The sequence below is a fragment of the Pacificibacter marinus genome, from assembly GCF_018860505.1.
In the GTDB taxonomy this organism is placed as follows: Bacteria; Pseudomonadota; Alphaproteobacteria; order Rhodobacterales; family Rhodobacteraceae; genus Celeribacter; species Celeribacter marinus_B.
Genome location: NZ_JAHKPU010000018.1, coordinates 151,414 through 175,412 on the forward strand (window position 1 = coordinate 151,414; position 23,999 = coordinate 175,412).

Sequence of the window (23,999 nt, forward strand, 5' to 3'; positions counted from 1 at the left end):
TCTCTTCTGTCTCAGTGCGGCTCTTGTGGGGGTCGCTTGTAAAATTACTGGGCAAGCTGTGTTACAAGCTCTGCCAATTCATATGCTGCCTCGGGCTTGCCAACTGACAAAGCCGCTTGGCTCATGCTGGAGGCCCCGTCTGCATTGTCAAAAACCAAAGCAATTTGTTCGGTCAGGCTCGCAGCCGTCAACTGGCTTTCAGGGATCATAATTGCAGCGCCTGCATTCACCAACCCTCGCGCATTGGCGGTTTGGTGATCGCCCGTAGCTGCGGCAAACGGGATCAAAATAGAAGGACGTCCGATAACGGAAATATCTGCAACGGTTGAAGCACCAGAGCGCGCGATTACCAACTGCGCTTCGGCCATGCGATTGGGAACATCGTCAAAAAAGGGTCTGATATCCGCTGACATACCGTGCTGCATATAATGCTGCTCGACCCGTTCCACATCTTCGGGCCGCGCTTGTTGGCTAACCCGCAGGTGTTTGCGAATATGTTCGGGCAAGTTTGTAATCGCCTCGGGCACCACGTCTGACGTGATCCGAGCGCCTTGAGAGCCGCCCAAAACCAAGATTTCCATCGGGTAATCGCCGGGTGGAATATAAGATGCGCCAGCGCGTTCCAACACAGCACCGCGCACAGGGTTACCAACGTGCACGCCCCGCGACCCGTCGGGCAAATCCGTCGGCCAGACGCCGCAAGCAACTTGCGCAACCTTGGGGGCGAACACTGTATTCACACGCCCCAAAACGCCATTTTGCTCGTGGATCATCCGCGGCAATTTCATCAAGGTCGCCGCTGCCACAGACGGAATAGCCGGATAGCCGCCAAAACCGATCACCACATTGGGGCGGTCTTTGCGAAACTTGACCATAGCGCCCAGAACGCCGCCCGCGATTTTGAACGGCACACCCAACTTGGCCAAGATCCCACCACGCGCGAACGTGCCTGAGGTCAAAACCTCGATCTCGACAGCTTCGGGAAAGCCGCCCGCATAGCGCGCGCCGCGCGGATCGGTCGTCAGCTTCACACGCCAACCTTGAGCCAGAAGCACTTCGGCCAAAGATTGCGCAGGAAACATATGCCCGCCTGTGCCGCCAGCAGCGATCACGACAAGTGAAGAATGGCCAGACATAACAGTCCCTTTCAAAGCGTCACCTTAGCGCCCGCGGCGGATCAACAAATCGCCGATCTCACCTTGGGGGCGCGTGCGGGTAAACGCCAAAAGCGCGCCAAGGGCAATACCAGATGCGATCACGGATGAGCCACCATAGGACACAAACGGCAAGGTCATGCCTTTGGCCGGCAAAAGCCGCACAGCAACGCCCATGTTGATGAATGCTTGTACACCAAAGGCACAGGCCAACCCCGTGCCTGCCAGACGGATAAACGGATCACGTTCACGCAGCAAACGCCATAAGGACCGCACAGTGATCGTTGCGTAAAGCGCAATAATCGCGATCACCAAAATCGTCCCGTATTCTTCGGCAGCCACAGCGATGATGAAATCAGTATGCGCATCGGGCAATGACCATTTCACGGTCCCCTCGCCCACGCCAACGCCGAAAAAACCACCCTCGCGGATCGCGTTTGTGGCATAACCGATCTGCGTGGTCGGATCGATGTCAGGGTTCAAAAACCCATCAATACGCCGCGCAAAGTGCTCTGAGCCATTATAAGCCAGCGTGCCGCCGAACACGACCAAAGCGGCCAAGCCGATCAGTAAGAACAAAGGCGCGCCGCCGACGAAATACATGACACCCCAGCTAAACAGTACCAAACAGGCCTGACCGAAATCGGGCTGCAAAGCCAGCATCACCACAATGACTGCGGTCAACATAAAGGAATACAAGCGTCCAGGCGGGCCACCGACCTCTAACGCTGCGGCGATCAACCAAGCCGAGGTGATCACAAAGGCAGGCTTCAAAAATTCGGACGGCTGCACAGAAGCGAACCCGAACGAATACCAGCGCATAGCCCCTTTGCCAAAATCAGTGCCAAGAAACGGCAGCAAAGCCAAAGCAATGAACGCCCCGACAAAGCCTACAACTGCCAAACGCCGCACCTTATGCGGGTCCATCATAGTCACGAAAATCATGGTGCTCAGCGCAATAAATCCAAAGAAAACTTGGCGCTGTACAAAATAAAAATACGGAAGATTGTTTTTCTCAGCCAAGGGCGGAGAGGCCGCCAAGCCCAGCAAAATGCCGATACCAAACAACATGAACACGCAAGAAAGCGTCCATTTGTCGATCGTGCGCCACCAACGTGGAAGAACCGGCTCCCCTTCCCGTGCGGGAATGGAACCATACACCATTTCTGTCATGGGATGCCTATGCCTCTACTGCCTTTGTCCGCTTTTGCGGATCTATGCGAACAACCTAGCGGGCTTTGGCGTGTTTTGCTACAATAGATTGCATCTTGCCTGTTTTGCGGGCGATGTTCAGCCGATCGCGCCCTTCACAGTCATGATCAGCCCCCTGAGCCCCCTTGATCCGTGTCATTGCCAACGAGGCACGACATAATAAAAGTTGGTGCAACACATCACATCCATAGGGACAATCGGTATGAGGCAATCACTATGAAAATCGGCATCATCGGCGCAGGCATGGTCGGCTCGGCCGCAGGTTACGCCATCGCATTGAAAGGCACAGCCAACGACATTATTTTTGTTGACCAAAACCCTAATCTTGCCCGTGCACAGGCGCAAGACATCGCACATGCCGTGCCGTTTTCATCCGCCACGCGGGTCTCGGCTGGCGATTACGCAGCCCTACATGGGGCCGATGTGATCATCTTGGCCGCAGGCGTCGGACAGAAACCCGGAGAAAGCCGCCTTGATCTATTATCGCGCAACGCAGATGTGTTCCGGTCCATCCTGTCAGACCTCGGCCCGATCCCGCCCCAAACCATTATGCTGATCGCGTCCAATCCCGTCGACATCATGACCCAGATCGCCACACAGCTTAGCGGCCTGCCTGCTTCCCGCGTGATCGGTTCAGGCACCATTTTGGACAGCGCACGGTTTCGCCACCTGCTTGGCCTGCACCTTGGGATCGCGGCGCGTTCTGTGCATTCTTATGTGTTGGGCGAACATGGCGACAGCGAAGTTCTGGCGTGGAGTTCGGCCCGCGTTGGCGCCTTGCCCCTTGCTGATTTTGCCGCCCAGCGTGGCGTGCCTTTGACAGACGACATTAAGTGTCAGATTGACGACGGCGTGCGCGGTGCGGCTGAGACCATCATAAAAGGCAAAGGCGCCACATGGTATGGGATCGGCGCAGGACTGGAACGTATCGTGCGTGCGATTGCCACCGATGAACAAGCCGTGCTGTCCGTATCTTGCGTCACACCAAAGATTGAAGGCGTTGACACTGTCGCCCTATCGATTCCACGTATCGTCGGCGCGCGCGGCGCAGACACGGAAGTGTTCCCCGAGCTGAACAAGGCAGAACACAGCGCACTTGCGGCCTCTGCGCGCAAGCTCAAAGACACCTACGTGGCGCTGAAACTCTAAGCCTTTACAACAGCGCGTCGACCTGCGCGATGAAGTCATCGCCGCGTTTCTCGAAATTCGGATATTGATCAAAAGACGCCGCCGCAGGCGCCAGCAAAACCGTGTCCCCCGCTTGTGCCTCAGCTGCTGCGCGGGCCACGGCAACCTCCATCGTGTCGCACAGCTCGTAAGGCGTATCGCCCAATTGCAGCGCGAACTCTTTGGCGGAAAACCCGATCAAATACGCCTTAGCCACGGCGCCCAAATGCGCGGACAGCTCAGCAATGCCACCATCTTTGCCCATCCCGCCTGCAATCCAGCGGATCGATTTGAACGCTTGCAAGGCCTTGGCCGCGGCATCGACATTTGTGGCTTTGGAATCATTCACAAAACGCACACCATCCTTTTCGCCAACCAATTGCGACCGATGCGGCAGACCTTTGAAACTGTTCAAGGCTTCCGCAATCAATTTCGGCGAGGTACCGATCGCGCGGCAAGCAGCATAAGCGGCACAGGCATTTTGATGGTTATGCGCACCGGGCAACCCCGCGATCTCGCGCAGATCAACTGATCCCGCCTGACGCCCTTTGCGCCACTCGCTCAAGAACCCTTTGTGCGCGTAGATATTCCAGCCAGCGCCTTTAAGCTTTTGTCCGCTGGAAATACGGATCAAACGCCCGTCAGCAAAGCTATCGACCAATTGATTGGCCATATATTGCCCCTCGACCTCGTCCACGCCGATGATGGCGCGATCTGGTCCGCCTTCAGCAAACAAGCGCCGCTTGGCCGCGAAATAGCCGCCCATACCGCCGTGACGATCCAGATGATCGGGGGAAAGGTTGGTGAATACAGCAATATCAGGCGTCATCGATCGCGCCAAATCTGTCTGGTAGCTTGAGAGTTCAAGCACGATCACTTCGCCGTCTTCCGGCTCGTCGAGATCAAGCACGCCACGGCCGATATTGCCCGCCAATTGCGCAGGCGTGCCCGTAGCGGTGAGAATATGGTGAATCAGCGCCGAAGTGGTGGATTTACCGTTTGATCCCGTCACCGTAATAATGCGTGGTGGCGTGTCATGGTCCATCCACTCACCCGATCCAAACGATCGGAAAAACAAGCCTATGTCATTGTCCACTGGCACGCCCGCCATCCATGCGGCTTGGATGATTTTATTTGGCTCTGGGTAGAGATGCGGGATCCCCGGAGACACGATAAGGGCTGCAATACCGTCAAAGGCCTCGTGCTTGCTGAGGTCGCGCAGAGTATATCCCTCGGCCTCAGCAGCCTCCCGCGCCTCAACACTGTCGTCCCAGCAAATCGGCTCAGCGCCGCCCGCGACCAAAGCGCGTGCCGTGGCCATGCCAGACCGCCCAAGCCCCAAAACAGCTACATTCTGTCCGTCATATCCATAGACTGGAATCATCGTATCACCCGCAATTTCTTTCGCCACATCATCGACGGTCTGGGCGCAAATGGAAAGAGCACATCATTTGATTTCACTGCGCATCGTAAGAACCAAGCGCGACCTTTAATCTGCTGCGAACAAATCACCGACAAGATCAACCTTGGGAAAAGCGTCATTGCGGTTTTTTTAAAAGGCTTTAAAAGAAAAGCCCTCACCCAATGGGTGAAGGCTCTCATATCTTGTTCTAAATGAAAAGCGTAAGCTCAACGCAGTTTCAGTGTCGCCAAGCCGATCAACGCCAGCACCAGAGAGATGATCCAAAAGCGGATGACGATGGTGGATTCCGCCCAACCTTTTTTCTCGTAATGGTGGTGGATCGGCGCCATTAGAAACACGCGTTTTCCGGTGCGTTTGAAATACAGGACTTGGATGATCACAGACAGGGCTTCGACCACAAACAAGCCGCCAACGATGGCCAAAACAATCTCGTGTTTGGTCGCCACAGCGATGGCCCCCAAAGCGCCGCCAAGCGCCAAAGACCCTGTATCCCCCATGAACACAGCTGCGGGCGGGGCGTTGTACCACAAGAACCCAAGACCTCCGCCAATCAGTGCTGAGGTAAAGATCAAAATCTCACCGGTGCCAGGCACATAATGCAGGCCAAGGTATTCGGTGTAATCCACACGCCCCACAACATAGGCGATCACCCCCAAGGTGCCAGCAGCGATCATCACAGGCATGATGGCCAGACCATCCAAACCATCGGTAAGGTTCACAGCATTGGCAGAGCCCACGATCACGATCACAGCGAAGGGCACGAAGGCAAATGACATATTGATCAACACATCTTTAAACACAGGCAAAGCCAGCTGGTTGGTCAGCGCTTCGGGGTGCAATAGAGACGCCCAGACGCCAGCGATCACAGCGATCACAAGGCCAAGGATCAGGCGAATTTTGGACGACACGCCTTTGGTATTGGCCTTTGAGACCTTGGCGAAATCATCGGCGAAACCAATCGCGCCGTAAGCAAAGGTGACGAACAGCACCAGCCAGACATAGCCGTTATCAAGTCGTGCCCAAAGCAGGGTAGAGGTCAGCAAAGCGGTCAAAATCAACAGCCCGCCCATGGTCGGCGTGCCCGCTTTGGCGAAATGGCTTTCGGGGCCATCGTCACGAATGGGCTGGCCTTTGCCTTGGCGGCGGCGCAGCAAATCGATCAAAGGGCGACCAAAGATAAAGCCGAAAATCAAAGCGGTGAAAAACGCTCCACCCGCCCGCATGGTGATATAGCGAAACAAGTTAAAGAAATCGCCACCATCTGACAGTTCGGCCAACCAATATAACATCTGCTTTGTATCCCTAAAGTTTAGCCTGCCTATTTCAGCTTGGCCGCGTAGTATTTGAGGAGCGGATGCCCCAAGTTTCGGATGCCGTCAAGCACTGGCTCACATTTGATCCTTTTGACTCTTCGATCAAATAATGCACCCGAAAAGGTCCAAAACGTGGTCACAAAGCGCCATCCAAAGCTGCCACGCTGATCGAGGCTTGCTCAACATCATCAAATGGATAGACAATATCACCAACGATCTGCCCGCTTTCATGGCCTTTGCCACAAACGATCAAAGCATCACCTGATTGCAGAGCATCAACACCGCGCAAAATCGCCTCTGAGCGGTCCGCCACCTCAAGCGCCTCAGGCGCGCCCTGCATCACAGCGGCGCGAATAGTGGCAGGATCTTCGGAACGCGGATTATCATCGGTCACGATCACCAAATCAGCGTTTTCAGCCGCAGCCTGCCCCATCAACGGACGTTTGCCAGCATCACGATCCCCGCCGGCTCCGACCACAGCAATCACCCGTCCCATCACATGGGGACGCAAGGCCTTGATCGCCGTGGAAACCGCGTCAGGCGTATGCGCGTAATCAACAAATACCGTCCCGCCATTATCACGCGTCGCCGCGTGCTGCATACGTCCATGCACGCCAGTCAACTCTGGCAGGCAAGAGAACACTTCCTCAGGATCGCCCCCACAGGCCATCACAAGGCCCGCAGCGGCCATCACATTTTCCGCCTGAAACCCACCGATTAGATCGAGACGTACTTGATAAATATTGCCAACGAAATCAACACGCAAATCTTGGCCTGTGGCATCAAAACGCTGACCTAAGATGCGCAAATCCGCTGCATCAGAGCGCCCGATCCGCATGACATCAATCCCGCGCTCGGCGCAAAGCGCTTCGACCTCCATGCCGCGTGCGTCATCGATATTGACCACAGCGACACCTTCTTCGGACAACACCCGAGTGAACAAACCGGCTTTGGCGGCAAAATAGGCCTCGAATGTCTCATGGTAATCCAAATGATCTTGGGTGAAATTGGTAAACCCAGCCGCCATAAGGCGCACACCATCAAGGCGGCGCTGTGATAGCCCGTGACTTGACGCTTCCATCGCGCCATGAGTTATGCCCTCGGAAGCCGCATCAGAAAGCATCTTGTGCAAGGTAATCGGTTCTGGCGTGGTATTCGGGCTTGGGGTTTGCCAATCGCCCTCAACACCTGTGGTGCCGATGTTGATCGCAGGGTGCCCCATCAACTGCCAAATCTGTCGGGTGAAATTCGTCACCGATGTTTTGCCATTGGTACCCGTGACAGCCACCATCGCATTGGGTTGACGACCATACCAAAGCGCGGCCGTATAGGCCAAAGCTTGACGCGGGTCTTCAACGATCACCATAGCGGGGTCGTGTTCAGCAATGGTATCTGCCGCGATCCGCGCGCCCTCAGGGTCTGTCAAAATCGCGGTCGCCCCCATACGCAAGGCATAGGTGATAAATTCAGCCCCGTGTACATTGACGCCCGGCAGCGCCGCAAACAACATATCCGCACGCACTTCGCGACTGTCGACAGCAAGGCCACTGATAGGAACATCGCGTGCCCCTTTTGCAGTGAGCCCCAATTCGGAAAGCATTTTTGCCATGCGCGCGCGTGCCTTTGATAAGTGTTATTCGTCTTCAGCTTGACGGTTCCAACAGTATTACTGTCCCAGCGCGAGGGTTTCAACATCGGGCCTGATGCCCAAAATCGGCGCGACGCGGCGGATCACCTCAGCCGCAACCGGCACAGCTGTCCAACCAGCGGTGCGCCGTGGTTTGGGACCAGAGGTCTCAACAGCTTCATCCATCGTCACGATCAAGACGTATTTCGGTTCGTCAGCTGGGAAAACAGAAGCAAACGTGGTGATGACTTTGTCGTCATAATACCCTTTTCCGTTCTCGCGTGGCTTGTCGGCGGTACCTGTCTTTCCCCCCACTTGATAACCGCGCACATCGCCGAATGAAGCCGTGCCTTCCGCCACAACAGCGCGCAGCATTGCGCGCGAGGCAGCAGACACTTCAGGCCGCACAACGCGCGGGCCAAGTCGAATGGGCCCTTGGTGTTTGATCAAGGTTGGCGTGACACGGGTGCCACCATTCAACAACGACGAATAAGCCGTTGCCAAATGCAATGGCGAGGCAGACAACCCGTGACCAAAGCCGATGGTGATTGTAGACAACTCAGACCAATTGGGCGGCAACAAGGGCTTGGCACCAGAGGCTTCAGTCAGCTCAACAGGCGTTGCGTCAAGAAACCCCAATGAGTCAAGAAATGCCTTTTGACGTGTCACTCCGATTTGTTGGGCGACATGCGCTGTGGCCACGTTCGATGATTTCACAATCATGCCCGTCAACGACAACATCGGGCCGTAATTATGCCCTTCGAACTCACGAATACTATGCTTGCCCCACTTGAATGGCGGTGTCGCAGGAATCAAAGTATCCGGCGTCATGATCCCAAGCTCCATCGCTTGGGCGGCAGCGAAAATCTTAAACGTCGATCCAAGCTCGTACACACCTTGCACGGCGCGATTGAACCGCGGGTTATCAGCGGCATTTTGGCCTGCAAATGTGGGACGCCCATTGGGATCAAAATCAGGCAAGGACACCATCGAGACGATTTCGCCAGTGTGCACATCCATCAAAACAGCAGCGGCGCCTTTGGCATTGAGCAAATGCATACCGCCGAACAATACCTCACGCATGGTCGATTGCACGGACAGATCAAGCGACAGTTGCAAAGGTTTGTGACCATTGGCCGGATCACGCAAATACTCATCGCTGTAGCGTTCGATACCAGATTGCCCAACGATTTCAGCACTCATCACACCCTCGCGGCCAAATTTGGTCCCGCCCAGAATGTGACTGGCAAGTTTTCCGTTCGGGTAGAGGCGCGATTCACGCGGGCCAAACAGCAGCCCAGGATCGCCGATATCATGCACCGCTTGTTGTTGCTCAGGCGCGATTTGCCGCTTGATCCACAAAAACTTACGCGTACCCGTAAAGTCTTTGATCAATTTCTCTTCGTTCAAATCGGGAAAAATCTTGGCAAGTTCTTTGGCCGCATAAAGCGGATCGATCATTTCTTGCGGTTGCGCGTACAGGCTGTGCGTTGTGCGATTGGTCGCCAAAATGCGACCATTACGATCAACGATATCAGCGCGTTGCGCCAAAATCGAAGTGCCTGTGGTGACAGCTTGTGGCTCTTCAGGATTTGAGGCAGCCACCTGCCCCATGCGCAATCCAACGACCACAAAAGCCGAAACAAAGCACAGACCTAAAACCAGCAGACGCCCTTCAGCACGCAAACGTGTGGTGTCACGCATTTCCTCATGTCGCAGCCGCAGGTTCTCGCGCTCGATTGTGTCAGGATTTTCACCTGAGGATCGTGCTTTCAAGATACGCGCCAAGGGGCGCAGCGGTGTACGCATGCTCATTGTACGATGGCCTCCAAGCTGCCAACCACTGAAACGGGGTTGTCCAACTCCATTAAAATGTCTTCCTCAACGGGAAAGGCCACGCTGGTGACGTCGCCAAATTGCTCTGGCAACAAGGGCAACAGACCCAATCGATCAAAGTTAAGCTCTGCCAGATCGCGTAAACGACTGGGGCGGTTCAGATAAGCCCATTCCGCGCGCAGCACGGCCAGCTCTTCTTGCTGGTGACCGATGTCGCGTTGAATTTGGCTGACCTCGCGCAGCACCTCTTGGGTGGCGTAGTTTTCTTTATAGGCCCACACTGCAAGCCCCATGACGAATAAAGCGGATAAAACAATATAAACAGAACGCATTAATTGGCACCTCGTGACAAAACAGGTTTTGGCAACCCAAGCCCTGCACGCTCAACATGCGCGGCAGGCGCAGATGTTCTTGTGGCAACACGCAAACGCGCAGAACGCGCGCGCGGGTTGATTTCAAGTTCATCCTCATCAGGGCCAATAGCCTTAGATAGTTTTTCAAATGCAGGCGTTTTTTCAGCCACCACGGGCGCATAACGCGATCCGCCCCCGCCAGTAGAGGACCGTTCTTGCAAGAACCGCTTTACCACGCGGTCTTCCAAGGAATGGAATGTCACAACAGCCAGTTGACCACCGGGGGCAAGCGCACGCTCAGCAGCCTCAAGCCCTTCGATCAATTGCCCAAATTCGTCGTTGATCGCGATGCGGATCGCTTGAAATGTACGCGTCGCAGGGTGGCTTTGGCCCGGTTTTTTGCGCGGTAAAATACGCTCAATCAGCCCTGCCAATTGCAAGGTCGTTGTGAACGGTTCTTTTTCGACACGGTCCATCACAATCGCTTTGGCGATTTTGCGCGATTGTTTTTCTTCGCCGTAATGAAACAGCACTGCGGCCAATTCGGCCTCATCCGCAGAATTCACAAAATCAGCAGCCGTTTGCCCGTCTTGCGACATACGCATATCCAGCGGGCCGTCCTTCATGAACGAAAAGCCACGCTCAGCCAAATCAAGCTGCATCGACGATACGCCAAGATCCAAGACAACACCGTCCAAATCTTGCGCGTAGTCATCCATCTGGCCGAATGTGCTCAGAACCAATTCGATTTTGCCACCATAATCGCCAACCCATTTTGACGCCATTTCATGCGCCAAAGGATCGCGGTCCACGCCATAAACCAAATCAGCGCCCTCAGCGATCAAGCCTTTGGTGTAACCGCCAGCGCCAAAGGTGCCGTCCAGCCAACGTCCGGAAATCGGCGCGCATTGGCGCAAAAGCGGACGCAGCAAAACGGGAACATGCGGGGCTTTCGGTGTATCGTACTCGGGAGAGGTCATACCTCAGCCCTCCAAATCATTGAGCAGGCTCAAAGGATCGAAATCATCGCCCTGCTCTTCCAGCCAAGTTTCGGTCACGGACGCCGTATTGGCCTCAAAGACTTCTGGCTTCCAAATTTCAAATGTTTCACCCATGCCGCCAAAATACGCAGTACCCTCAAGGCCGATTTTGTCACGCAGCGCTTGCGGCAAAACCAAACGACCATCGCTATCAACTTCGGTCGGGCGGGCTTTGTTCAGGATAAGGCTTTGCATGATTTTGCGCTGCTTCGAGCCGCGCGGCATTTGCGCGATTTCAGCCGCCAAAGCGCGGTAGTCATTATATGTGTAAACTTGCAGCTGCTTTTGCGCGTCGTGACCGTAAACGATCACCATACGGGGGCGGCCTGACTGGCTAGCAAGGGGGTCACCCTCTTCAAGTTCACGACGAAAATCGGCAGGGATCGACACGCGTCCCTTTCCGTCCACCTTAAAGGTGTGTTCGCCAATGAACATGCCGGCCAATGCGGCGCTCCTTCATTCTCTTCGTCCCAACTTGGGACTGGTACACTTGCGCCCCGAACCCGAGGCCGTTTACGGAAAACGGCGAACCGAGCTGCTGCCACTGCTCAATTCGCCGCTCTCATCCCGTTTCCGGGCACCCGATTTTCGGGCCTGTCCAGCTGCGCGCGCCACCTGGGGGGATGTCTGCTCGCTCGCGCGCTGGATCTCTTTGTATCGATGAATGCGGGCGCCTGTATGAAGCCTGACTTGTTTTTTTGGTTATGTTCGCGGTTCTTGATGTGCCGCTCATTCCCGTCTCATCTGATGCACTCAAGATGCCACGGGAATTCATGGTAATCAATGGTTTTCTTTGGGCACAGAAATCAAAACAGCGTTTCATTTAGGAGCACAGGGTTGAACAAAAAATGAACATCTCAAACAAAACACCACAAGTAGACATAAATTAAAAAACAAAACTACATATAGACAGAGGCATTCAGGCAGGGTTTTAGAAAAAAATATAGCCTAACCATCACATCTGAATGGATGACATTATCAATTTCACAAAAATAGATCATTTCCCACCAATTCCCACAAAAGTACCATGCGCCAACATAAGCACCGGCAGGTAGCGCTGGCATCATGATTGACACCCACAAAAAAATGGCGCGCAAAGCAAATGCCCCGCACGCCACAAAGGTTTCAATTCGTCGAAGTGTTGCTTTAAGCGATGCCGCCTTGCACCAAGCGATCCGCAAGACGCATATAGGGTTCCCCCAAGGCCTCATCGGTGACAACAATAGGCACACCACTGTCCCCCGCCAAACGCGTCGGCAAAGCCAAAGGCAAAGCCCCCAAGAACGGCACGCCAATTTTCTCGGCTTCATCAGAGACACCACCATGGCCGAAGATATGTGCCTCATGCCCACAATCAGGGCAAACATAGGTCGACATGTTTTCCACAAGGCCCAGAACAGGCACGCCAAGCTTTTCAAACATGGAAATCCCGCGCCGCGCATCAAGCAGCGCAACATCTTGCGGTGTCGAAACCACAATCGCCCCCGTGATCTCGGTTTTTTGACACAGCGTCAATTGCACATCGCCAGTGCCGGGCGGCATGTCGATCAACAAAACATCCAGCTCGCCCCATTGCACCTGACCTAGCATTTGCTGCATCGCACCCATCAACATCGGACCGCGCCAGACAATCGCCTCGCCCTCTTCCACCATCAGCCCGATAGACATCATCGTGACGCCATGCGCATAGAGTGGCTCGATTGTTTCGCCATCGGGGCTGGCCGGTTTTTTAGACACGCCCATCATCCGCGGCTGCGAAGGACCATATATGTCCGCATCCAGCAAACCGACCTTGCGGCCCTGCTTGGCCAAAGCCACAGCCAAATTAGACGATACAGTTGATTTACCAACACCGCCCTTGCCTGAGGCGATCGCGATGATGCTTTTCACACCAAGCACAGTCATCTTACCTTTTTGCGGCGTTGGATGACGACCGATCTTGAGATTGGGTGCCGCCCCACCGGTGGGAGCCGACGGCGCAGAAGGCGTGCCGCTGTGCGCAGTCATGACGACAGAGACTGACTGAACGCCAGCAAGTGCCCTGAGCGCCGCCTCTGCATCTGAACGCGCCGAATCCCAAGCCCGCGCGGCATCGGCATCTGGCGCCTCAATCACAAAGCTCACCACCCCATCCTTAACGGTGAGCGCCTTGACCACATCGCCTTGCGCAAGCGTATTGCCATTTGGCAAAGCAATTCCAGCCAGCACTGTCATAATTGTGTCACGACTTATCGACATATAAATGCCCCCTCTGTCTAATTCTCCCTTGAAATAGGGCCAAATTCCCCCTGACACCACCTGTCAGATCAGCTTTTTGACAAGAAGTTTTCATAGCGCCTCAAAAGCTCCCTAAAGCGCTTAAAAATAGGTCAGCACTTGCTATGCATTTTCTGCATGGCGGCAATGACCATTGGGTGGATTGTGCATCCGCAGCAATGCTCTAAATTCAGTATCAAGCAAGGCAGACAGCGACACAGCAATGAGCGCCAACCGCCAAGAAATACACAAGGGCAAGCGCCCACGCACTTAAGGTTTACAGAAGATGGCATACGCAAACGCATCACACACAGCTGACTTTGGTCTCGCAGGTCGTTTCAACGCAATCAAAAACACTCTTGTTGAACGCGCTGCTCGTTACCGCGTTTACCGCGAAACACAGGCAGAACTCGAAAATCTGTCCAACCGCGAACTCAATGACCTAGGCCTCAGCCGCGCTGGCATCAAAGCTGTCGCACTTGAAGCAGCCTACGGAAACTAATTCTTATATCGGGCCCCTCCTCCTCCCTTGGGTCCTGATTACGACGGCAGCGTCTTCCTCCTCCCTGACGCTGTCGACATTTTTGGAATTCACGGCTTCCTCCTCCTCCCTGAAGCCATGAAGACCTCGCGGTGAAGTTTCCTCCTCCCTACTTCATCGCACTTATTCGGGCTTAACGCCCACACGGTCTTGGGTCTCTCCTCCTCCTCCCTGAGGGACTTAAAGCAAGGCGGTGATGTCTTCCTCCTCCCTGACATCACCGCAGAAATTCGGGCTAAACGCCCACACCTTCTTTGGTCTCTTTTCCTCCTCCCTAAGAGACCTAAGGCAAGGTTGCTTCATCATTCCTCCTCCCTGATGGTGCAGCCTTAAGTCTTGAACCTGATCCTCCCATCATGGTTCGACAAAAAAAGACACCCGCGCCATCCTCCCTGGCGCGGGTGTTTTTCGTTTTGAGGGCGCTGTTAACGTTTGAGACTTGGGTAACGACTGGATGCGAAGTCCGCATATGCCCACAGGCAGCGGGCCAACTGCCCTTTACTGCCCTTTATCACATTGGCCTTTATCACCAAGACACCACAAGGTTTGACGCTAAGCCTTCCCGTCAAAAAACATCAAAAGGGCGCGTCATCCGCTTGGGCGGCAGGCTTCACATATTGCGCCTTTAGGGTCTTGGCGCCCGCATGATCGAACTCAACCGTGAGAGTGTCGCCATCAGCCAAAATCACTTCGCCGTAGCCAAATTTGACATGGAACACACGTTCACCTGCAACGAACGATGTCGCGGCTTTCATATCAAGCGTAATCGGTTTGGCGGCAGGAGCGCGATGTTGGCGGCTTTGCAAGCGTTTCCACCCCGGAGAATTGTAAACATCTGCCTCAGAAACACGGTCATCAAAGGATGCGGTACTCGCACGCGACGTGCCAAAGCCACTTCCCACGGCCTGCGGCGTCATCACATCGACATGTTCATGCGGCATCTCGTCAATAAACCGCGAAGGCAATTGCGATTGCCATTGGCCAAACACGGGACGATTGCTGGCGAAAGAGATCGTACATAACTCTTCGGCGCGGGTGATTCCCACGTAGGCCAAGCGCCGCTCTTCTTCCAACCCGCTCAACCCGCTTTCATCCATCGACCGCTGAGACGGGAACAAGCCTTCTTCCCAACCGGGTAAAAACACCACAGGGAACTCAAGACCTTTTGCGCCGTGCAGGGTCATGATGGTGACCTTGGGATCAAATTCATTGGAATCATTATCAACGCTCAGCGCCACATTTTCCAAGAATCCGTTCAGGTTGTCATGCTCGTCCAAGCCTTTGACCAGCTCTTTAAGGTTTTCCAAACGCCCCGGTGCCTCGGGGGTTTTGTCGTTTTGCCACATCACGGTGTAGCCGCTTTCGTCCAAAATGCGCTCAGCCAGTTCAACATGACTGATCTCTGCGGGGACATAGTCGACAGATTCGACCACCGCTTCGTCATCATCAATACCAGGGTAGCGAATTTGTTGGACCGCAAGCGATGACCACGTGTCAAGCTGCGTGACCAATTCAGCCACGGCCGTTTTGGCTTTACCTTTCAGCATCCCTTCTTGCAGGGCCAAACGCGCGCCCTCTTTCAACGCCACACCATTGGCCCGCGCCATGGTTTGAATATCAAGCAAGGCTTTCGGGCCGACACCGCGCTTTGGGGTGTTGATGATGCGCTCAAACGCCAAATCGTCTTCAGGTTGGATCACCACGCGGAAATAGGCGATGGCATCGCGACATTCCAAACGCTCATAGAACTTCGGCCCACCAATCACGCGATAGGCCAAGCCGATCTTGAGGAACCGATCCTCAAAAGCGCGCATTTGGTGCGAAGCGCGCACGAGAATCGCCATATCTTCCAAGGAAAACTGACGCAGTTTGGCGCGCGATCCAGAGGCCATGGCCTCGATCTCTTCGCCGATCCAGCGCGCTTCATCCTCGTAATCCCAATGACCGATTAAGCGCACCAATTCGCCCTCAGGTTCTGCCGTCCACAGGTCTTTGCCCAAGCGATTTGTATTGCCTGCAATTACGCCAGACGCTGCGGCCAAAATATGCGGCGTAGAGCGGTAGTTTTGCTCCAGACGCACGACCTTGGCGCCCGGAAAATCCTTTTCAAAGCGCAGGATATTGCCCACTTCAGCCCCGCGCCAGCCATAGATCGACTGATCATCATCGCCAACACAGCACACATTTTTATGTGCCGCACCGAGTAAGCGCAGCCATAAATATTGTGCCACGTTGGTATCTTGGTACTCGTCCACCAAAATGTATTTGTACCAGCGCTGATATTGTTCCAGCAGGTCAGGGTGCGTTTGAAAAATCGTCACCATGTGCAACAAAAGATCACCAAAATCACAGGCATTCAAAGCCTTTAAGCGGTCTTGATATTGGCGGTACAGTTTTAACCCATAGCCATTGAAGGCCTCGTCATCCGCCGCCGACACTTTTTCAGGCGTCAAAGCGCGGTTTTTCCACGCATCGATCACACCCGCCAACTGGCGCGCGGGCCAGCGTTTTTCATCGATGCCTTCAGCCTTGATCAACTGCTTAAGCAAGCGCACCACATCGTCAGTGTCCAGAATCGTGTAATTGGATTTTAGCCCCACAAGTTCCGCATGACGGCGCAGTTGCTTCACACAGACAGAGTGAAAGGTGCCAAGCCACGGCATCCCCGCAACGGAGGTGCCCATCAGACCGCCCACACGCTCTTTCATCTCGCGCGCGGCTTTGTTGGTAAAGGTCACGGCTAAAATTTCATTCGGGCGGGCCCGTCCAGTGTTGAGCAAATGAGCAATACGGCAGGTCAAGGCCTTGGTCTTTCCTGTGCCAGCGCCCGCCAACATCAAAACGGGACCATCTAAAGTCTCAACCGCTTCGCGTTGCGCAGGGTTCAGACCATCCAGATAAGGCATCGGCCGCGCGGCCATCGCCCGTTGGGTGAGTGAGCCCCCAGCGGGGGCAACGGCGGCCTCGAAGGCGTCTTCTTCATCAAATCTGCTCATGAGCCAGACGTTAATGCAGACGCGCCGTGAGGAAAAGAGTGTTCTGCAATTGTTCGCAAACAATTCAACAAAAGCGCCTTCGGCACGACCTTAAGCGTGCGATTGCTGCCTTAGCGGATTTTAGGGCGTTTGCACCACGCGCTCGATGGATCTGACATAGCGTTGAAACAGCTTGGAAAAGGTTTCGATTTCAGCTTCGGTCCAGCCCTCAAAAGCTTGCACCATCAAAGACCATTTCGACCGCATGAATTCATTCAAGAACCCGTAGCCTTTGGTCGTCACCATCAAAACGGCTTTACGCGCATCATCTTGTGCGACGCCGCGTTCGACATAACCGCGAGACACAATATCTGCAACAATGCGCGAGGCCCGCGACGGGTCCACTTGCATCATCTCGGCCACCAAACCAACAGTTGGCAACATCGGCTCAGGCCGACCGATACCGCCTTGAATACGCGCCACAGAAATCAGCCCCTGCAACAAGGCTGGCTCTAACGTTTCGCTTAAGTCATTTAAAACTTTGCCGCGAAATTCTTCGCGTTCCCACATCCTGCGCCACTGAAAATTTGCGACATCAAACTGCAACAGCGCGTCTGTCGCCTCTGCCGAGAACCCTTTTTCTTTGAGAAAGTCGGGGATTCCATTTTGAATGCGGGGATCATTTTTGAACCCAGAGTCTTTAGATTGCGTCGATGCATAAGGGGGCGTTTTTTGAGACATGCTTTGTGGGTGCCATAATTATATATGACCGTCAAGTGTGTGCGATTGTCACATATGTGACATTGACACACATATTCTCACCCCCTAAACCAACACCAAAGATAAAAGTATAAGATACCGTTAAGGAACGCACATGCCACACACCCAATCTCCCGCGCCGCACGCCTCAAGCGCAGAATCTCAATCTGTCGGCTTGGTGATCGCCTCTGTCGCTGTTTTATTGCTACTGGCTGCGCTTGACCAAACCATCGTTTCCACCGCCCTGCCCACGATTGTCGCGGACCTTGGCGGGCTTGAGCATCTGTCTTGGGTGGTTACCTCTTATATCTTGGCCTCAACTGTCGTCGCGCCACTCTATGGCAAATTTGGTGACCTATTCGGACGCCGCAATATGGTGTTCATATCTGTAAGCCTGTTCTTGATCGGGTCGATCCTGTGCGGTTTGGCTGGATCAATGATGTTTCTGATCTTGGCGCGTGCCGTCCAAGGGCTTGGCGGTGGCGGCCTGTTCGTCTTGGCTTTGTCCATTATTGGTGACGTGCTGCCACCCAAAGATCGCGGTAAAATCCAAGGCGTATTCGCTGGCGTTTTTGGCATATCCTCAGTGGTCGGCCCGCTGTTGGGTGGTTGGTTTGTGGATGCGCTGAGCTGGCACTGGATTTTCTTTATCAACCTCCCCATTGGCGCGCTGGCTTTGATCGGGTTCATGATCGGTTTCAAACCGACAGGAAAACGCAAGTCAGCCTCCATCGATTTTTCTGGCGTCGTGACGCTGACCATTGCCTTGTCTGCTTTGGTGCTGGTGACCGCTTTGGGCGGCAGAGATATTGCATGGAATAGCGCTGCTGCACTGGGGTTAATCGCCCTGTGTTTTGCGTCAACCGCAGCATTCATCATAGCAGAAAAACGCGCAGCCGAGCCGATTTTACCGCTGGGCCTGTTTCGGATGAATGTCTTTGTGGTGTGTTCACTTTTGGCCCTGTTCACAGGCGCTATGATGCTTGGCTCCATCACCTTTTTACCACTATTTTTGCAAATGGCCAAAGGCGTAAGCCCCACAACATCTGGCTTACAACTTATCCCGCTGACGATCGGGGTCTTATCTGGCTCCACAATCGCGGGGCGCTATATGGGCAGAACAGGACGCTACCGTAGATTGCCTATCATCGGCACGTTTTTGGCGACATTTGGTGCGCTGGGACTGACACAAATTTCGAGCGATATGAGCGGCCTGTTCTTTTCGGCCATGCTGATCCTTATGGGCGCGGGCCTTGGGATGAACTTTCCCGTGATCAGCACAGCCGTGCAAAACACTGTGCCACGCACCCATCTTGGTACGGCCACAGCGGCGGGTGTTTTGTTTCGTCAAATCGGCGGGTCAGTGGCCGTGGCTTTGTTTGGCGCGATCTTTGCCTCAGGCGTTGCGAGATCATTAGGCGGTGTCGAAATTGAAGGCATGACATCGATTGCGGAACTGGGCCCACAAATGCTGGCAGAGTTGCCAGCGGCCGTTCAAGATCAGATCGCGCACGCCGTGACCAACGCCATCCAACCTGTATATTGGATCGTAGCAGGACTTTCTTTCACAGCATTCATTGTTTCACTGTTCCTCAAAGATGAAGAACTCCAAGGGGCAAGAAATCGTTAAAACAAGGGTTTACTCCCGCAATATCGATGTTTGAGGCTATTTTCCCAAGTCTCGAACGTCCTGACCTTTCGTTTTGTTTGCGCAACCATTACAAGACTGCGACCAAAAAACGCAATTTGTGTTTGCTGCATCGCAGAAAAAAACATAGCGTACCGACGTCATCACTATCTTAGGGGAAAATAGACTATGACCGACTTCAAGAAAATTCTCATCGCCAACCGCGGCGAAATTGCGATCCGCGTGATGCGCGCTGCAAACGAAATGGGGAAACGAACGGTCGCTATTTATGCCGAAGAAGACAAACTGTCCCTGCACCGCTTCAAAGCGGACGAAGCCTATAAGATTGGCGAAGGCATGGGACCAGTTGCGGCATATCTGTCTATTGAGGAAATCATCCGTGTCGCCAAATTATCTGGCGCCGATGCGATCCACCCTGGCTATGGGCTTTTGTCCGAAAATCCTGAATTTGTAGACGCCTGCACCGAGGCTGGCATCACCTTTATCGGCCCCAAAGCCAAAACCATGCGTCAGTTGGGCGACAAAGCATCTGCTCGCAAAGTGGCTGTTGAGGCTGGCGTACCTGTTATTCCTGCCACAGAAGTCTTGGGCGACGATTTCGATGCGATCCGCGCAGAGGCCAAAGAGGTCGGCTTTCCTTTGATGCTCAAAGCGTCCTGGGGTGGCGGCGGACGCGGTATGCGTCCTGTTTTCAACGAAGAAGAGCTTGAAGAAAAAGTCAAAGAGGGCCGCCGCGAGGCTGAAGCGGCCTTTGGCAACGGCGAAGGCTACCTTGAGAAAATGATCGTGCGCGCACGTCACGTTGAGGTGCAAATCTTGGGTGACAGCCACGGCAATATCTATCACCTGTACGAACGCGATTGTTCAGTGCAACGCCGCAACCAAAAAGTGGTTGAACGCGCCCCTGCCCCGTATCTGTCTGAAACCCAGCGCGAAGAAATCTGTGCTTTGGGTAAGAAAATCTGTGAACACGTCAATTATGAATGCGCGGGCACCGTCGAATTCTTGATGGATATGGACAGCGGCAAGTTTTACTTCATCGAAGTGAACCCTCGCGTTCAAGTTGAGCACACCATCACCGAAGAAGTCACAGGCATCGACATTGTGCGGGCGCAAATCTTGATCGCTGAAGGCAAATCCTTGACTGATGCGACAGGCGTTGCGAGCCAGTATGACGTCAAACTCGACGGTCACGCGATCCAATGCCGTGTCACCACCGAAGACCCGTCCAACAACTTTATCCCTGATTACGGCCGTATCACGTCCTACCGCACGGCCACAGGTATGGGCATTCGCCTTGATGGCGGCACGGCCTATTCTGGCGCTGTGATCACGCGCTACTACGACAGCTTGCTGACCAAAGTGACCGCATGGGCGCGCACGCCAGAGGCGGCGATTGCCCGTATGGACCGTGCTTTGCGAGAATTCCGTATTCGCGGCGTGTCCACCAATATCGCCTTTGTGGAAAACTTGCTCAAGCACCCAACCTTTGTGTCAAACGAGTACTCCACCAAATTCATCGACAACACACCTGAGCTGTTTGACTTTAAGCCACGTCGTGATCGCGCGACAAAAATTCTGACGTATCTCGCGGATATTTCTGTCAACGGACACCCCGAAACACTGGGTCGTCCGAAGCCTGCTGCGGATGCGCGCACACCTGTGGCCCCCAAACCGCGCACGCAAGAGATCCAAGCTGGCACCCGTCAACTACTGGAAGAAAAAGGCCCGCAAGCTGTGGCCGATTGGATGCTCGCGCAAAAGCAACTTTTGATCACCGACACCACCATGCGCGATGGTCACCAGTCTTTGTTGGCCACGCGGATGCGGTCGATCGATATGATCAATGCGGCCCCGGCCTATGCGGCCAACCTGCCGCAGCTGTTCTCTGTTGAATGCTGGGGCGGCGCAACCTTCGATGTGGCCTACCGGTTCTTGCAAGAATGCCCATGGCAGCGTCTGCGCGACATTCGCACGCGTATGCCGAACATCATGACGCAAATGTTGCTGCGCGCCTCTAACGGTGTGGGCTACACCAACTACCCTGACAACGTTGTGCAGTCTTTCGTCAAACAGGCGGCGGATACAGGCGTTGATGTGTTCCGCGTATTTGACTCGCTGAACTGGGTTGAAAACATGCGCGTGGCGATGGACGCTGTGATTGACAGCGGCAAAGTCTGCGAAGGTACGATTTGCTACACAGGCGATCTTTTGGACCCGACGCGCCCCAAATATGATCTCAAATACTACGTCCAAATGGGCAAGGATTTGAAAGCAGCAGGCGCGCATGTTCTGGGTCTCAAAGACATGGCTGGACTGTTGAAACCAGCGCAAGCCACGATGTTGGTCAAAGCTTTGAAGGAAGAAGTCGGCCTGCCGATCCACTTCCACACCCATGACACATCCGGCATTGCGGCGGCGACCATCTTGGCCGCTGCGGATGCAGGCGTCGATGCGGTTGACGTGGCGATGGATGCCTTCTCTGGCGGCACATCGCAGCCATGTTTGGGCTCTATCGTTGAGGCCACGCGTTTCTCAGAGCGCAACACGGGTTTGGACATCGGTGCAATCCGCGAGATGTCGATCTACTGGGAAACTGTGCGCCATCAATACGCTGCGTTTGAAAGCGGCCTAGAAGCACCAGCCTCCGAAGTCTACCTGCACGAAATGCCCGGTGGTCAATTCACCAACCTCAAAGCCCAAGCCCGCTCGCTTGGACTTGAGGACCGCTGGCATGAAGTGGCGCAAGCCTATGCCGATGTGAACATGATGTTCGGCGATATCGTTAAAGTGACGCCTTCGTCCAAAGTGGTTGGCGATATGGCCTTGATGATGGTGTCCCAAGGCATCACTCGCGCCCAAGTCGAAGACCCATCTGTCGAAGTCTCTTTCCCAGATTCTGTCATCGATATGATGCGCGGCAATTTGGGCCAGCCCCCTGCTGGTTTCCCCGACACGATCCTCGCCAAAGTTCTGGGCGAAGAAAAACCCAACTTGGAACGCCCCGGCAAGCATCTGAAACCTGTCGATATCGAAGCGACACGTGTTGAGGCCTCTGAAGCCTTGGGTGTTGAGCTGGATGACGAGGACCTCAACGGCTACCTGATGTACCCGAAAGTGTTCTCAGACTACCGCGGGCGTCACGAGACCTATGGCCCTGTGCGCACCTTGCCAACGAAAAACTTTTTCTACGGCATGATCCCAGGCGAACAGATTTCAGTGTCTATCGATCTTGGGGTGACGCTTGAAGTGCGCTGCTCTGCTCTGTCCGAGGCAGATGATTCTGGTGAAGTGAAAGTGTTCTTTGAACTCAATGGTCAACCGCGCACTGTGCGGGTCAAGGATCGCTCAGCGGCGGCCACAGTCATCGCACGTCCGAAAGCGGAACAGGGCAACCCAGCCCATGTTGGCGCGCCGATGCCAGGCGTTGTGGCGACTGTCGCAGTGACGGCAGAGCAAGCCGTGCTTAAGGGCGATGTTTTGTTGACCATTGAGGCAATGAAAATGGAAACATCGATCACCGCCGATCAAGATGGCACAATCAAAGCCGTGCATATCACACCAGGTGCGCAGATTGACGCCAAAGACTTGTTGGTTGAATTCGCGTAAGCCAATCGGTCAAATTTAAAACAAGGGCCATCGGTGCATCAGCGCTGGTGGCCTTTTTCATATGAGCTTACGATCACATCGTGTCACCAACGCCCCCAGAAAGGCAAACCATATGGCCCTCACCCATCTTTCTTTGCTCGCAATATTAGTACCCGATTACGATGCAGGCATCTCTTTTTTCACACAAAAACTGGGGTTCAATTTACTGGAAGACACCGACATGGGCGGCGACAAGCGATGGGTTCGGGTTGCACCGAAAGGGGCGCAGACCGAATTTTTGCTGGCGCGCGCGGTGGGCGATCAACGGGACGCGATTGGCCTGCAAGGTGGCGGGCGCGTGTGGTTGTTTTTGCGTTCGGATGATTTTGACGCGGATTATACAAAGATGAAAGCCAACGGCGTTCACTTCGAAGAAGCCCCACGCGATGAACCCTACGGCATGGTGGCAGTGTTTCGCGATCCTTTTGGCAATCGATGGGATTTGTTGGGACCAACCAAAGCTTAAACTGAGCCAAATCACGGCCTGCGTCGTATCCAATAGAATCAAACACACAGAAAGCCCCTCACATGCTGCCAGTCACATCCATTTTCGCCTGCCTCGCCACAGTGATGTATATCGTTTTGGCTTTTCGTATCATTGCGATCCGCAGATCAAAGCGCATTTCACTTGGCGATGGGGCAGATCCCCGCCTTGAGACCCGTATACGCCAACACGGGAATTTTAATGAATATGTGCCGCTGACCTTGATTTTGATGGGATTGGCCGAGCTGCAAGGCGCGCCGACCCTGTTGATGATTGCTCTTGGCTTGGCCTTGCTCGCCAGCCGTATCGCCCATGTTGTGGGTCTTGAACGGATGTCCGTGCCCATCGGATTGAAACTGCGCACTTTCGGCGTTCTGACATGTTTCGCTGTGCTGAGTGTCTTGGTGATCATCTTGCTCGTCATCGCCTTATTTTAAAGGCTCTAGGCCACGACATTCGAGGTTGCGCAAAAAAAATTAAACCTTAGCGCAATTTTACCCTTGCGGCTCCAAAGCCCACGTCCTATATCCGCCCTCACCAACGAAGCGGGTGTAGCTCAGGGG

The 23,999-nt window shown here is 54.3% G+C and carries 18 protein-coding genes; 6 read left to right on the top strand and 12 right to left on the bottom strand.

What is annotated here, in order from left to right; translation table 11 throughout:
• Positions 1 to 44 precede the first annotated feature (44 nt).
• Positions 45 to 1,136, bottom strand: coding sequence for an undecaprenyldiphospho-muramoylpentapeptide beta-N-acetylglucosaminyltransferase (gene murG / locus KO503_RS04710; protein ID WP_215990410.1), 1,092 nt, complete (start codon positions 1,134 to 1,136; stop codon positions 45 to 47).
• A gap of 24 nt (positions 1,137 to 1,160) precedes the next feature.
• Positions 1,161 to 2,327, bottom strand: coding sequence for a peptidoglycan glycosyltransferase FtsW (locus KO503_RS04715; RefSeq protein ID WP_215990411.1), 1,167 nt, complete (start codon positions 2,325 to 2,327; stop codon positions 1,161 to 1,163).
• Positions 2,328 to 2,582: 255 nt separating this feature from the next.
• Here KO503_RS04715 and KO503_RS04720 point away from each other — a divergent pair, with 255 nt between their 5' ends.
• Positions 2,583 to 3,515 (top strand): L-lactate dehydrogenase, encoded by a 933-nt coding sequence (locus tag KO503_RS04720; protein ID WP_215990412.1) that lies wholly within the window; start codon positions 2,583 to 2,585, stop codon positions 3,513 to 3,515.
• Between the two features lie 4 nt (positions 3,516 to 3,519).
• Here KO503_RS04720 and murD read toward each other — a convergent pair whose 3' ends face one another.
• From murD to KO503_RS04760, 8 genes are all read right to left on the bottom strand, one after another.
• Complete coding sequence (gene murD, locus KO503_RS04725) at positions 3,520 to 4,917, bottom strand: UDP-N-acetylmuramoyl-L-alanine--D-glutamate ligase (protein ID WP_215990413.1); 1,398 nt, start codon at positions 4,915 to 4,917, stop codon at positions 3,520 to 3,522.
• A 245-nt stretch (positions 4,918 to 5,162) separates the two neighbouring features.
• A complete protein-coding gene (gene mraY, locus KO503_RS04730) occupies positions 5,163 to 6,245 on the bottom strand; it encodes a phospho-N-acetylmuramoyl-pentapeptide-transferase (protein WP_215990414.1) in 1,083 nt (360 codons plus the stop codon).
• 160 nt (positions 6,246 to 6,405) lie between these two features.
• Positions 6,406 to 7,878, bottom strand: a complete 1,473-nt coding sequence (locus tag KO503_RS04735; RefSeq protein ID WP_215990415.1) for a UDP-N-acetylmuramoyl-L-alanyl-D-glutamate--2,6-diaminopimelate ligase — start codon at positions 7,876 to 7,878, stop codon at positions 6,406 to 6,408.
• Positions 7,879 to 7,935: 57 nt separating this feature from the next.
• Complete coding sequence (locus KO503_RS04740; RefSeq protein WP_215990416.1) at positions 7,936 to 9,711, bottom strand: peptidoglycan D,D-transpeptidase FtsI family protein; 1,776 nt, start codon at positions 9,709 to 9,711, stop codon at positions 7,936 to 7,938.
• Positions 9,708 to 10,064, bottom strand: coding sequence for a cell division protein FtsL (gene ftsL / locus KO503_RS04745; RefSeq protein ID WP_215990417.1), 357 nt, complete (start codon positions 10,062 to 10,064; stop codon positions 9,708 to 9,710). Before ftsL ends, KO503_RS04740 begins: the two co-directional genes overlap by 4 nt.
• Positions 10,064 to 11,065 (bottom strand): 16S rRNA (cytosine(1402)-N(4))-methyltransferase RsmH, encoded by a 1,002-nt coding sequence (gene rsmH / locus KO503_RS04750; RefSeq protein WP_215990418.1) that lies wholly within the window; start codon positions 11,063 to 11,065, stop codon positions 10,064 to 10,066. The genes ftsL and rsmH overlap by 1 nt, the downstream gene beginning before the upstream one ends.
• A 3-nt stretch (positions 11,066 to 11,068) precedes the next feature.
• Positions 11,069 to 11,560, bottom strand: a complete 492-nt coding sequence (gene mraZ / locus KO503_RS04755) for a division/cell wall cluster transcriptional repressor MraZ (RefSeq protein ID WP_252729578.1) — start codon at positions 11,558 to 11,560, stop codon at positions 11,069 to 11,071.
• A gap of 711 nt (positions 11,561 to 12,271) precedes the next feature.
• Positions 12,272 to 13,363, bottom strand: a complete 1,092-nt coding sequence (locus tag KO503_RS04760; protein ID WP_215990419.1) for an Mrp/NBP35 family ATP-binding protein — start codon at positions 13,361 to 13,363, stop codon at positions 12,272 to 12,274.
• A 304-nt stretch (positions 13,364 to 13,667) separates the two neighbouring features.
• Here KO503_RS04760 and KO503_RS04765 point away from each other — a divergent pair, with 304 nt between their 5' ends.
• Entirely contained in the window at positions 13,668 to 13,883 is a 216-nt protein-coding gene (locus KO503_RS04765) for a DUF1127 domain-containing protein (RefSeq protein WP_215990420.1), read from the top strand.
• A 614-nt stretch (positions 13,884 to 14,497) separates the two neighbouring features.
• On the opposite strand, the gene KO503_RS04770 is transcribed toward KO503_RS04765, so the two are convergent.
• Together KO503_RS04770 and KO503_RS04775 are read right to left on the bottom strand one after the other, a co-directional pair.
• A complete protein-coding gene (locus KO503_RS04770) occupies positions 14,498 to 16,918 on the bottom strand; it encodes an ATP-dependent helicase (protein ID WP_215990421.1) in 2,421 nt (806 codons plus the stop codon).
• A 120-nt stretch (positions 16,919 to 17,038) separates the two neighbouring features.
• Entirely contained in the window at positions 17,039 to 17,638 is a 600-nt protein-coding gene (locus KO503_RS04775; protein ID WP_215990422.1) for a MarR family winged helix-turn-helix transcriptional regulator, read from the bottom strand.
• 133 nt (positions 17,639 to 17,771) lie between these two features.
• Between KO503_RS04775 and KO503_RS04780 the strand changes: the two genes are divergently transcribed.
• The 4 genes from KO503_RS04780 to KO503_RS04795 all read left to right on the top strand — a co-directional run bounded on the left by KO503_RS04780 (position 17,772) and on the right by KO503_RS04795 (position 23,873).
• Complete coding sequence (locus tag KO503_RS04780) at positions 17,772 to 19,286, top strand: MDR family MFS transporter (protein ID WP_215990423.1); 1,515 nt, start codon at positions 17,772 to 17,774, stop codon at positions 19,284 to 19,286.
• A gap of 186 nt (positions 19,287 to 19,472) precedes the next feature.
• Positions 19,473 to 22,913: a pyruvate carboxylase gene (locus KO503_RS04785; protein WP_215990424.1), complete on the top strand. Its 3,441-nt coding sequence runs from the start codon at positions 19,473 to 19,475 to the stop codon at positions 22,911 to 22,913.
• Between the two features lie 112 nt (positions 22,914 to 23,025).
• Positions 23,026 to 23,418, top strand: a complete 393-nt coding sequence (locus KO503_RS04790; protein WP_215990425.1) for a VOC family protein — start codon at positions 23,026 to 23,028, stop codon at positions 23,416 to 23,418.
• Between the two features lie 62 nt (positions 23,419 to 23,480).
• A complete protein-coding gene (locus KO503_RS04795) occupies positions 23,481 to 23,873 on the top strand; it encodes an MAPEG family protein (protein ID WP_215990426.1) in 393 nt (130 codons plus the stop codon).
• The last annotated feature ends 126 nt before the right edge of the window (positions 23,874 to 23,999 follow it).